This window comes from Enterobacter dykesii, assembly GCF_008364625.2.
Lineage (GTDB): Bacteria > Pseudomonadota > Gammaproteobacteria > Enterobacterales > Enterobacteriaceae > Enterobacter > Enterobacter dykesii.
In genome coordinates this window covers 914,919-927,105 of sequence record NZ_CP126604.1, presented here as the reverse complement: position 1 = coordinate 927,105, position 12,187 = coordinate 914,919, and the positions used below count along the sequence as shown (strand labels likewise).

Here is a 12,187-nt window from a genome sequence, read left to right as displayed (position 1 = left end):
ATATATAATACATCAACGAAACGATTATCACGACGATTTCGCTTCCGCCATTTGTCTGCGGCGACGCAGCGCAATAGCCAGCTGGATAATATTGATTAAAACGACAATCGCCGTAGCCGCAAATACCCAACGAAAACCGGCCATCGCGGAAACGGATGCCCCAATAAGCGGACCGGCAACATTCCCCAGATACATAAATGACTGGTTATATCCAAAAATACGCCCCGTCACCTGGTCGCTGGAATATTTAACCAGCAGGGTCTGTACCGCAGGCAACATGGCGCCATCGGCAAACCCGAGCAGAAATCGCAATATGCCAAGCTGAAGCGGAGAGGTGACAAACGACATCGCGAAGAAGAGCACGACCGCAAATATCAGCGTCGCCATCAGGATGCGCGCCGTGCCGATCCTGTCACCCAGTTTTCCCAGACGCGGTGCGGAAATCAGGGCGGATACGCCCGGCACGGCGGCAATCATGCCGCTCAGAAAAGCAATATTTGTACTTTCCGGCTCCATCGACTTGATAAACAGCGCCAGAATCGGACCGACCGAACCGTTACAAAGCTGGATAACCATAGTGGTCACAAACAGGCTGATCATCAGTCCCGGATAGGGCAGCGAGGCAAAAACGGCCTTGCCGCTCAGGCGTTCAGATTTACTGATAACCGGGCGGCCTCCCTCTTTGATAAGAAAGAGCGTGACCAGAAAACTGACCACCAGCAGGATCGCGGTGATAATAAATACCGCGCGCAGCCCGACGTGGTCCGCCAGAAAACCGCCCAGCAGCGGACCGCCGACGACGCCGCTGATCTGTGCCGTGGAGAGCGTACTCAGCGCCCAGCCGCTACGCTCGCGTGGCACCTGAGAGGCGACCAGCGCCATGGCATTCGGAATGTACCCGGACGTCAGCCCCATCACCGCGCGCAGGAAAAACAGCTGCCAGACGTTGGTGGCGAAGGCCTGCAGCAGAATGGCAATCGCCATCCCGAGCGAGGCGCGCAGCAGCATCAGTTTTCGGCCTTTCCGATCCGCCAGGCTGCCCCACATCGGTGACACAATGGCGGAGACCAGAAACGTGACGCTGAACGTCAGGCCGGACCACATGGAGAGCGCTTCATGCGAGGTCACCCCCAGCTGCGAGACGTACAGCGGCAGGAACGGCAGGATCTGGCTGATCGCCAGCCCGGTAAAGAAGCAGCCGAACCAGACCGAGATGAGATTAACTTTCCAGGATTCCATAAAGAAATAGTCTTCATTTTTAGGCGAATTCGCCGACAGATTAGCAAGTTACGCGTACTAACGTCGCACCAGAGATGCGGCCCAACTGACTTTGGTGTTTTATCTTCCCAGTCATCATATTTGTGAAATAAGTCACAATTCATCCATTTTCTGGCGGAATATTATGCTTCACCGACAGAGTCCGAAACCGCGCATTCCCAGATGAAAATGGTTGGCATGCGCCGCGTTATACTCCGGCCCGAGGCCGTTTCCGTAGTAGCCGCAGCTTGCCGCCAGCATGGCCTTCAGCCATGGCTGCGTTGTTGCCGCCTTCCAGCCGTTCAGCACCGTGACGCGCTCCCCGTTCGCCAGCCTAAAAGCGGCGATATCCAGCGCCTCCGCCGTGGCATGTTCACTGCGTCGCGCGTCAGGGCGGTGGTAAATATTGCGGCAGGCAAAGCTGCCGAGGTGGTCGATACGCGCAAGGTCGCTGCCCGTATAGCGCTTTGTCAGCGGTCGGGCCTGCTGGCTGATAAACAGCGCAGAGCTGAGCGCCAGCGGACAGCTGGCAAGAAAGCTCCCGTTCAGGCCGACCGGACCGAAGTCACGCACGCGCACGACGTTGTTAAGCGGACACGCGCCGCCGCTGTCCGCCACCGGCTGGGTGTGGATGAGATCTCTTTGGTTAGCCTGCGACAGCAGGCTCTCGCACGCCTCGGGAGTTAAGCGCCGAAGCTTATACTGGGTGATTCGGCCCGGCGGGTCGTCAAGCGTCAGCGGTATGAAAGGGTTGTAGTAAGGCGGCAACCAGCGGTAACCCACCGTTGCAACGGCCACAATGATGAAAACGGTCAGCAGCGTTTTTCCTTTCACTCTCCCCCCTCAAGATTCCCCAAAACATTATGGCAGAAGGCCGCGAAACCCGCCGGGCATCGTGGTATGTTATTGGCTTTTCGTCAGACTGGAAGAGAGTGAGATGGCTAAGCAGCGCGTAGGTATTGTCTTTGGGGGAAAATCAGCGGAGCACGAAGTGTCATTGCAATCGGCCAAAAATATCGTTGATGCGATCGATAAAAGCCGTTTCGACGTGGTGCTGCTGGGCATTGATAAACAGGGCCAGTGGCACGTTAACGATGCCAGCCAGTATCTGCTGAATGCTCACGATCCGGCGCACATCGCCCTTAATCCTTCGGAAGTGAGCGTCGCCACCGTACCCGGCGTCGTGAAGGGGCAGCTTATCGACGCCGGAAACGCACAGGCTCTCGCCCAGATCGACGTTGTCTTCCCTATCGTTCACGGCACCCTGGGCGAAGATGGTTCCCTGCAGGGGATGCTGCGCATGGCCAACCTGCCGTTCGTCGGCTCGGATGTTCTCGGCTCTGCTGCGTGCATGGACAAAGACGTCACCAAACGCCTGCTGCGCGATGCCGGGCTGAATATTGCGCCGTTCGTGACCCTCACCCGCGCCAACCGCGACAAACACAGCTTCGCGCAAATAAGCGAAGAGCTGGGTCTGCCGCTGTTTGTGAAGCCTGCAAACCAGGGCTCCTCCGTGGGCGTCAGCAAAGTCACCAGCGAAGCTGAGTTCACGCAGGCCGTCCGTCTGGCGTTTGAGTTCGACCATAAAGTGGTGGTTGAGCAGGGCATCAAAGGCCGTGAAATTGAGTGCGCCGTGCTGGGCAACGATTTTCCACAGGCGAGCACCTGCGGCGAAGTGGTCTTAAACAGCGATTTCTACTCGTACGACACCAAATACATTGATGACAAAGGCGCGCAGGTTGTCGTTCCTGCGGATCTCGATCCGGCGGTTAACGATAAGATCCGCGCGATCGCCATTAGCGCCTATCAGACGCTCGGCTGCTGCGGCATGGCGCGCGTGGACGTGTTCCTGACGCCGGAAAACGACGTGGTGATCAATGAAATCAACACGCTGCCGGGGTTCACCAACATCAGCATGTATCCGAAGCTGTGGCAGGCGAGCGGCCTGAGCTACCCGGAATTGATCACCCGCCTGATCGAACTGGCGCTGGAACGTCACGCCGCCGACAGCGCGCTTAAAAGTTCCGTAAACGGTTAATCGGCGCTCTTCGCCTCATCCGCTGTCGTCTCTTCAGGACGACGGCGGATAATCAGCCCCGCCAGCCAGAAACTGATTACCCAGGTCACCAGCCCAACGGCATACGTTTGCCAGCCTTTTGCTTCAAACCCCAACAGGCCCACGACACCGTTAAGAATAAAGATCAGCCCGATAGCAAAGGCATAGTAGTGCCAGTCACGGCGTAGTTTGGACGTGAGCTTCATAACAACTCCGGCAGGAAAAAAAGACATCCTCTCACAGTTTTACGGCCAGGTCTGTGGCAGATGCGGAAATTCTGAAACGCGACGCAATTTCACTTAAGTAATGAAATTGTGATGTGCTGCAGAAATCGACAATCCAGGAGGATTCCGGCGCGTAAATTACCATGATTCTGATATTGACAAATACGATGACCTGTCAAACTCACCCTGTAAGACGCGTATTAAATCAGAGTGATATTTCGGGAGGTCATATGGCTGACTTTACATTGTCGAAACCGATTTTTGGCGGCAAACCAAAAACCTCCACGGCGGGTAATATCGCTTATGCCCTGTTTGTCCTGTTCTGCTTCTGGGCTGGTTCCCAGCTGCTTAATATGCTGGTCCATGCGCCAGGCGTTTATGAACACCTGATGCAGGTGCAGGATAACGGACGCCCGCGAGTTGAGATTGGCTTTGGCGTCAGTACCCTGTTCGGCCTGATCCCCTTCCTCGCGGGATGTATGATTCTGGGCGTTGTGGCCTTAGTGCTGCGCTTACGCCGTCGTTAAAGCCCCATACAGCGCGCCCGGCGATCGTCCACGCGTTTTGCGAACCATGCAGTGGTCAGGTTACGCGTGATCTTCGGGCTCTCCAGCTGAATGCCCGGCAGGATAGCCCTCGGTAACGTTTTCCCGCTTTTCTGCTCCGCAAGCGTAAACACCTTCCTGTACAGATCCGTTTTCTCAAAGGCCAGGCTGTCGCCTTTCTCAAGCTGACGGCGAATGTCGCTGTTGCTCATATCAAGCGCTGTCGATAATTTCCGTATCGCCCGCTCGGTGCTTCCCGCCTCGCTGCTGCCGTAAGCGATGAGATCGCCGTCCAGCGCCAGCTTAACGCCGCTTGCGCGGCTGACCGCACTCTGGAATGCCGCATTACGGCTGGCATACCAGCCCGCGTTAAAGTCGGCAAAGCGGTACAGCGGCTCATTGTAGTTCGCCGGATAGTTCAGCAGATGATACGTGCCGAACCACAGTCCGCCGCGCAGGGAGAAGACCTCCTGACGCACCGTACCGTCGATTTTCCACGGGTAGCCGTCGGTATGCTTCTCCGCGAACGCAATGCTCACCTGCATCGGGCCACCGGTGTGGACCGGGTTCAGTGAGCCAAACAGCTTCTGCCCCATCGGGACCATACTGATGAAATCATCAAAGATGGCGCTAAGCTGTTTTTCGGTTTTCACCGCGTCCAGCCGTTCGCTGTAGGTTTTGCCGTTCGGCGAGGTGATTTTAAGCGCGGTATGCACCAGGAACACCGGGATATGCATGGACTCCGCGCGGCGGTCGATCTCTTTCCAGGCGATTTTATTCAGCCCCGGCACAACCGGGTCTGACTGGTACATCGACTCCTGCTGCGCCACCGCCAGCACCGAGCAGATGTTCTCCTCGGTCGGCGCAATCTTTTGGCTTTCAAAGGTTTTTGCCAGCGCATCTGCCCACGCATTGCGATCCTTTACGCTGGCGGGCATTTTCTGCCGCACAACGCTCGCCACATCGACGGGCTTCTCCCCCTTTTTGAGCGGAGCAGCCCCTTTTTCGGCACAGCCTGCCAGCACAAAAGCGGCCAGCAAGGACAACGGTAACGCGCGCGGTACGGCAAAAGACATAGCAACTTCCTGTATTAGCTAAATGTGTTGGTGACTTCCTGCAGGTCACGATCGTCCAGCTCACTTTCAAAGCTGCGTAAACGTTTATAGATAGACATCAGTTCTACCAGGGTGGTCCAGGAGCTGATCAGGTACTGGAACGACCCGCGAACCTGACCGAAAACGTTGGTGATCTGCGTCATCAGACCGAGCGTAATCGTACCCGCAACAATCGACGGGAACAGCAGGAACAAACCGAAAACGTTATCCACCTGAAGATATAAGATACGCGCGATGTTGAAATACATATAGTGGAAGTAGAGTCGGAAGTAGTTACGACGTACGGCGCCAAACAGCTCGCGGACGGTAGGCGGCGAGGCGCGGTTGGCATCATCTTCACCGTAAACCAGCTCTTTACGGTAAGCGGCTTCCACGCGTTGATTTTTAAACTCCAGACCCGGCAGTTTGATCCCCACCACCGCCAACAGGCCCGTACCCATCAGCGACCAGACGATCGCGGCAATCACCAGACCATACGGAAGATGACCAACAATCGGCAGATCCGGCACATGCGCAGAGAGCGTTACCAGCACGGGCAGGAAGGCGATCAGCGTCATGATGGCGTTGATAAAGCTTACGCCCATGTCTTCAAGGGTGGAGGCAAAACGCATGGTGTCTTCCTGCACACGCTGCGCGGCGCCTTCGATATGGCGCAGGTGCTGCCAGTGCGCCATGTAATGTTCGTTCATCGCGGTACGCCAGCGGAAAACGTAGTGGCTGACGAAGAAGTTGTTCATCACGCCGATGATCACCGCAATCAAGGCGATACCGAGGAAGATCCCAACTTCATGGTAGAACTGGTTGATGGTCACCTTATGCGGCGAGCTCAGCGCGGTCTGGATCAGATCGTAGAACGGCGCATACCAGGCGTTAACCGCCACGCCCACCTCCACGAGAAACCAGGTGACAAAGATAATCAGCGATGTGCCAAGAATTGACCAGTACTGCCAGCGGTGCGGAGAATACATAAACCAGAACAGGGCAAATAGCCCCACGCATACCATGTAGTAGGCGTAAAACAGCAGGTAGCTGAGCGACCAGAAGCGCGCCGCGCTAATCGGCACCTCGCCCGTTGCCCCCGTGATGCGCATCAGCCATGCGCCGCCGCCCGCCTGCCAGAAAATGACGGCGATGAGTGCCCAAATAAATGCCGACAGGAAAAAAGGCCCCGGCTTTGGGAAAAAAGACTTAAACATAATGCTTCCTTCTTGTTGTTATGGCTGTTGCTGTGCACAACACGTTACCACACGAAAAACGTGCCCAGGCCAGCCTCCCGACTCAGGCAAAAAGGTCAGACCCGAGGGTTGATTATTAGTTCGCTTTCCAGTTTTCGAGAATTGTTTCGGTGCATTTCACCGCGAGAGGATTCGCCGGCGCGATGAAGTTACGCCAGACGTCGTTGTGATGGTTAATCAGGATCTGTGCTTCAGCAGCCGGGCGGTTGGATGTGGTATGGGCATCTTCCGCCACGGTGATGTGATAACCCCGGCTGACGCCGTTCTTTATCGTCGCGTCAACGCAGTAATCGGTGGCGCAGCCGCAGATGACAAACTCGCGAATGCCCTGCTCACGCAGCAGCGCCTCAAGCGCGGTGTTATAGAAGGCATCACAGGCGGTTTTTGTGACGTAAAGCGCGTCAGCAGGCTGATGGAGTTCAGGCAGTAACGCAAAGCCTTCACTTCCCTCTTCCAGCCCCCCGGCCTCGGTATGCTGAATAAAAATCACCTTGTCGGCTGCCTGCGTAAGCTGGTTGATCAGAGAGACACACTTTTCGCGCTGATGACGAGGGGTTTCAAATACCCCGTTCTGCATATCGACAACCATAACCACACGCTTCTCAGACATACCGTTCTCCGTAAGATTGAGTGACACTGGTGCCTATCATAAGCCCGATGTCACAAAATGGGAGATGGCTCGTCAGTAAATTGTTCATATTTACCCATGGTTACGTTTTTCTCGCTATCGTTATGCAATTCGGGGCATTGCGCGGTACCGTTTAGTAGTATAAATACCCATTACTTTCCTCATACACTTCATGGATGCTTTTCGTTGAAACGTTGTCTGCTCTCTTTTGCCGCGCTGTGTGCGGTGAGCTTTTCTACCGCCCAGGCAGCCCAACCGCTGACGGCGCCCGTTTTAGCTTCAGATATTGCCGATCGCTACGCGAACCTTATCTATTACGGCAGCGGCGCGACCGGGATGGCGATGGTCGTCATCGACGGCAACCAGCGTGTGTTCCGCAGCTTTGGCGAAACGCGACCAGGAAATAACGTTCACCCGCAGCTGGATTCCGTTATCCGCATCGCGTCCTTAACCAAGCTGATGACCAGCGAAATGCTGGTGAAACTGCTCGACCAGGGCGTGGTGAAACTCGACGACCCGCTCAGCAAATACGCGCCTCCAGGCGCCCGGGTTCCAACCTGGCAGGGTACGCCGATTCGGCTTGTGAATCTTGCCACTCACACCAGCGCCCTGCCGCGTGAGCAGCCAGGCGGGGCAGCGCACCGTGACGTATTTGTCTGGCCTACGCGCGAACAGCGCTGGAGCTACCTGAGTACCGCCACGCTGAAGGCGGCTCCGGGTTCGCAGGCCTCTTATTCAAACCTGGCCTTTGACCTGCTGGCGGACGCCCTTTCAACGGCGGCTGGCAAACCCTACACGCAGCTGTTTGAAGAGCAGATAACCCGTCCGCTGGGTATGAAAGACACTACCTTTACCCCATCCCCGGATCAGTGCCGTCGCCTGATGGTGGCGGAGAAAGGCGCCAGCCCCTGCAATAACACGCTCGCGGCCGTGGGCAGCGGCGGGGTCTATTCCACGCCTGGCGACATGATGCGCTGGATGCAGCAGTTCCTCTCCTCAGATTTCTACGCTCGCACCAGCCAGGCCGATCGCATGCAGACCCTGATTTATCAGCGTACTCAACTGCACCGCGTCATCGGGATGGACGTGCCGGGTAAAGCCGATGCGCTCGGCCTGGGCTGGGTCTATATGGCGCCGAAAAATGGCCGTCCGGGTATTATTCAGAAAACCGGCGGCGGCGGCGGATTCATCACCTATATGGCCATGATCCCGCAGTCAAACGTCGGCGCGTTTGTGGTGGTCACCCGCTCCCCGCATACGCGTTTCGTCAATATGAGTGACGGGATTAATAACCTGGTGGCAGAACTGAGCGCCAATAAGGCCCAGGTGCTCACCGCATCTAACTAAATTTAATATTCCGTGGGCAAGCGGTTAATGCTGACCAGCTTGCCCCGGCTCATATTGATATAGTTTCCTTGCCTCAGAGCGGCAAGAACTTCGGCAACAACGGAACGTGAAATTCGTGTGCTTTGTTGAATATGATTCATCACACCGATTTTTGAACGCAGCGTTTCATCCCATTCCGCCATATTCAACAGCATCGAGCGGATCTGGTGATAGGAGTTATTTCCAACCAGCTGCTTATCGCGTTTCTCAAGAATGTAATTTATCCAGGATAACCAGCAGAAGGCCTCTTTCCAGAGTGAATACTGCTGGATGAGCTGACGGGTGGTTTCCGTGGGCAAATAAAAACCGGTACAGACCGTTTTAGCCATCACCCTGTATTCCTGAGAGTGATTAATCATCACCGTAGACAGACCGAAAATAAAAGGGGCTGTCGCAATCCCTACCAAAAGCTCATCAGAAGAACGATAAACCTCAATAACACCGGTTTGTAATACGATCGTACAAGGCTCATTCCATTCGCCTGACGTAATTAATTGCTGGGGCGCACATGTAAAAGGGGTACTGGCCGCTGTTAAATACTGTTCGAGCCGGCGTAATTCAGAAAGCGGTTTCGCATTAACGTTCATGCAGACCTCAAGACATCCGTATTTGTCGGTTCAATATTATTTTTATTACTTCTATAAAAAGTGGGGGAGATAACTACTCCCCCGCTTTTATTCATTACCAGGTATATTTCACACCCAGATTTGCGCCCCAGTTCTGGTCAACGTCACCGCCGCCCAGATAAGTGGCATCCGTGTAAGCGCTGAAGTTCTTCGTGAAGCTGAACTGGGTGCCCAGCCCAACGCGAACAGCGGAACCTTTCACGCCGTTATCAATGCTGTCACCGTTAATATCGGCATTGTTATCGGCATCGTCATAGACGTAGGCCAGTTTGAAGTAAGGCGTCAGGGCCTGTTCGCCGCCGTAGTTGAAGGTGTAACCCGTATCAACACCGAGTTCATAACGCAGGCTATCGTAAGATTGCCCATCCATGCGCATGTCATTGCTCAGACGATAATCATCACCAGACTGGAACAGGCCAGATACGGCTGCATATGGCGTAACGTAGCCAGAGAGGTTTGGTTTCCAGTCATAGCCCAGCTTCAGCCCAAAACCAACAGCATCATTAGTGGTATTGCCGTCAACATACTGACCGTTGCTCATGTTAGCGGAGAGATCGCTGTTGAAGCGGGTGTAGCTCAGGGAGCTGTCGAGGAACAGATCGTTCATGAACTTCGCAGACGCGTAGATCATCGCCGTCTGACTATCCTGATCGACCTGACCGGTACGATCGCTGATATCACCTTTCGCGAAACCTGCCGCCCCACCGACGATCCACTTCGCATTATTACCGTCAATCTGGGTATCCAGACCCACCATAATACCGCTCAAGTCCTGGTCGTAGCTGATAACGCCATTGTCACCGTCGAAGTTGCCGCCGAAGTAGCTCACCCACGCCCCGCCGTTATCCGCCAGACCGTGACGGCTGTTGGTCAGACGCGTGCCAACGGAATCCTGCTGCAGATTCCAGATATTGGTATTGGCTGATGGGATGCTCAGCGCCATATTCGCAGAGTCGGTCAACTCTTTCTGCTGAAGGACAACGGCATCACCCTGCTGCTGTGCCTGATAGGTGTAAGCACCTAAATCCGCTTTGTTTGCGGCAGTAAAGCTGGCAGTGGTATCCGAGTTATTGTCATAGACGCGAATAATCTCTTTGTTTTTGTAATCAGCAACGGAACCTGCACCGGTCGCATCGTCGATGCGTACCTGGTAGTTACCTGCCACGTCACCGTTTACTGACAGATGGCCATCTGAGTTCATCGCCACAACACCGTAGTCGTAGTCGGCATTGTACTTATCGTTAGTGATATAGCGTGCGTTGTTCAGATCGCTGTTCAGGACGTAATCACGGCTGGCAACGTTAAGCACCCCGCCATCGGTCAGTTCCAGATTATGCGTATCAACCTGACCCAGCCCCAGCGCCAGCTCAGCACCGTTATCCACGGTGATGGTGTTGGCATACAGTTCGGCCGTTTCTTCCGTCAGTGCCGCACGGCTATAGCTGTCGAGATACAGATGGTCGGTCGCCACGCCACCGCTGTCCCCAATATTCATTGATGAAGCATTAGTCAGGGTGATGGAGTCCGCCAGCAGACCAGAGTCTTCAACGTTAACCTGAGACTGGTTGTTTACCGTCAGCGTGTCGATATTAGAAAGCTTGCGGGTATCCCACTCTGAGCCGTTATCCAGCGCGATGTTAAACAGCCCGCTCTGATATACCGCTTCACCCGTAACGTGTCCGTTGCTGTCATAGGTGGAGTCCGGCCAAATGCTGTTAGGGGATAGAGTGCTCCAGTCTACGTTGCTGTAGCCCTGGCCATACATTTGCGCAGTGCCGATAGCCTCGACGCTGGACTGCGCTGCGCCGACCCATTTGCTGCCGTTGGTGAGAGTTACATCCAGCTTATCGGTGCCATCCCAGCCGTTGGTGGTTGGGTTATAGATGCCATCGTCGGTGGTATCGGTTGCCGGATCGCCGTTCGGATAGAAGTTGTTGTCGAAGGTGCTGGAGAAAAGAATATCGCCAGTAACGGTGGAGTGATCGAACGTGGCAGTGGTCTGCATCGCGTTATCAGACGCGCTAGCAGCAACGATCAGCGCCGCATCATCCGCTGCCGTGGCATTCGTTTCACCGTAGTCGCCAGGCTTCGCGGTTTGACCGTAGAACCCACTGGTCCCCAGATCGCTGTATGCGCCTGAGGTCAGAACGGAGTCTTTCACCACCAGCGTGTCTGTAAATACTTTGCTGCTGTTGGCTACGCCTTCAATACCGTCGTAAGGAGTGTTATCCAGTTCCTGATACCCCTGCGTCAGGGTAATACCGGCAATGTGGGAATTATTCTGGATAACAATATCGGACTCCACATCCAGGGTAATCGCATTACCCAGATTATACGTGTCCAGATAGTGTCTTTCCGTATTTTCCCCATTCACGACGTCATACGCATAATGCTCATAGGTATCGTTAATGGTGGAATTATCAACGGTCAGGCTAAAACGATCGTATTGAGAATGGTTGGTGCCATCGGTATCCAGACCGTCCGCACACGAGGAAGTCATACACTCCGAGGTAATCATGCCATTAATAGTACTGTTGGAAATACTTAACGCATTTGCCCGGCCATTGATGCCATCATCCAGATAGTATGTTGAAATAACGCCATTCACGGTGCTTTTATTAATCACCGGATAAATATCACCGTCGTGTGTCGCGTCTGAGTAATCCCAATCGGCATAGCCATAATACCAGGGAGTGGAAGCGGTATTATCGTATCCGAATGTATTATAGGTCGTACCGGAAATATCCTTCGCATTGGCCTGAGAAGCGATAGCCAGTGTGCAGGCTAATGCAAGTTGAGATACAACGAGTTTCTTTTTCCATGTTTGCATTGGGTCATCCCTCCTCAGGGACGTAAGCAAGTTTGTCCATCATTGAATTTGCAACATCTAATTGCGGAGGGAATTATGCAGTTTCATTTGAAAAAGGTTCAATGAATGTTTCCATTAAGTCCGTATTCAGACTAATAACACTTCAAAAGCGACAAACGCATGGGTCACTCGAGATTAATATTATAAAAACAAAAAGTTAAAATACAGGTACACCAATGCAAAACATATAATAACAAATAATAAATCATTTTTAATGATGCATACCCATTAATATAGAAACAACAC

11 protein-coding genes are annotated in these 12,187 nt (G+C 54.0%); 3 read left to right on the top strand and 8 right to left on the bottom strand.

The genetic code is table 11. The features are described 5' to 3' along the window. Positions 1-27: 27 nt before the first annotated feature. Complete coding sequence (locus F0320_RS04300) at positions 28-1,239, bottom strand: multidrug efflux MFS transporter (protein WP_126329127.1); 1,212 nt, start codon at positions 1,237-1,239, stop codon at positions 28-30. 168 nt (positions 1,240-1,407) lie between these two features. Further along, positions 1,408-2,091 carry an extensin family protein gene (locus F0320_RS04295; RefSeq protein WP_126329128.1) on the bottom strand — a complete coding sequence of 228 codons (684 nt, stop codon included), beginning with the start codon at positions 2,089-2,091 and terminating at the stop codon, positions 1,408-1,410. 103 nt (positions 2,092-2,194) lie between these two features. On the opposite strand from F0320_RS04295, the gene ddlA reads away from it, so the two are divergent. Then, positions 2,195-3,295 (top strand): D-alanine--D-alanine ligase, encoded by a 1,101-nt coding sequence (gene ddlA / locus F0320_RS04290; protein WP_126329129.1) that lies wholly within the window; start codon positions 2,195-2,197, stop codon positions 3,293-3,295. On the opposite strand, the gene F0320_RS04285 is transcribed toward ddlA, so the two are convergent. Further along, positions 3,292-3,519, bottom strand: coding sequence for a DUF2754 domain-containing protein (locus F0320_RS04285; protein WP_023310528.1), 228 nt, complete (start codon positions 3,517-3,519; stop codon positions 3,292-3,294). The genes ddlA and F0320_RS04285 overlap by 4 nt on opposite strands. Before the next feature lie 248 nt (positions 3,520-3,767). Between F0320_RS04285 and F0320_RS04280 the strand changes: the two genes are divergently transcribed. After that, complete coding sequence (locus tag F0320_RS04280) at positions 3,768-4,064, top strand: DUF2755 family protein (RefSeq protein WP_126329130.1); 297 nt, start codon at positions 3,768-3,770, stop codon at positions 4,062-4,064. On the opposite strand, the gene F0320_RS04275 is transcribed toward F0320_RS04280, so the two are convergent. From F0320_RS04275 to F0320_RS04265, 3 genes are all read right to left on the bottom strand, one after another. Further along, positions 4,061-5,158 carry a DUF1615 domain-containing protein gene (locus F0320_RS04275; protein ID WP_126329131.1) on the bottom strand — a complete coding sequence of 366 codons (1,098 nt, stop codon included), beginning with the start codon at positions 5,156-5,158 and terminating at the stop codon, positions 4,061-4,063. The two genes, F0320_RS04280 and F0320_RS04275, sit on opposite strands and share 4 nt — an antisense overlap. 14 nt (positions 5,159-5,172) lie before the next feature. Continuing rightward, a complete protein-coding gene (gene sbmA, locus F0320_RS04270; RefSeq protein WP_126329132.1) occupies positions 5,173-6,393 on the bottom strand; it encodes a peptide antibiotic transporter SbmA in 1,221 nt (406 codons plus the stop codon). Positions 6,394-6,508: 115 nt separating this feature from the next. Next, positions 6,509-7,042, bottom strand: a complete 534-nt coding sequence (locus F0320_RS04265; RefSeq protein WP_126329133.1) for an isochorismatase family protein — start codon at positions 7,040-7,042, stop codon at positions 6,509-6,511. 204 nt (positions 7,043-7,246) lie between these two features. Between F0320_RS04265 and ampH the strand changes: the two genes are divergently transcribed. Next, on the top strand, positions 7,247-8,407 hold the full coding sequence (gene ampH / locus F0320_RS04260) for a D-alanyl-D-alanine-carboxypeptidase/endopeptidase AmpH (RefSeq protein ID WP_047650404.1): 1,161 nt from the start codon (positions 7,247-7,249) through the stop codon (positions 8,405-8,407). A gap of 2 nt (positions 8,408-8,409) precedes the next feature. Here ampH and F0320_RS04255 read toward each other — a convergent pair whose 3' ends face one another. Then, entirely contained in the window at positions 8,410-9,033 is a 624-nt protein-coding gene (locus tag F0320_RS04255; protein WP_047650403.1) for a helix-turn-helix domain-containing protein, read from the bottom strand. A gap of 94 nt (positions 9,034-9,127) precedes the next feature. After that, a complete protein-coding gene (locus F0320_RS04250; protein WP_149323818.1) occupies positions 9,128-11,902 on the bottom strand; it encodes an autotransporter outer membrane beta-barrel domain-containing protein in 2,775 nt (924 codons plus the stop codon). Between the last annotated feature and the right edge of the window lie 285 nt (positions 11,903-12,187).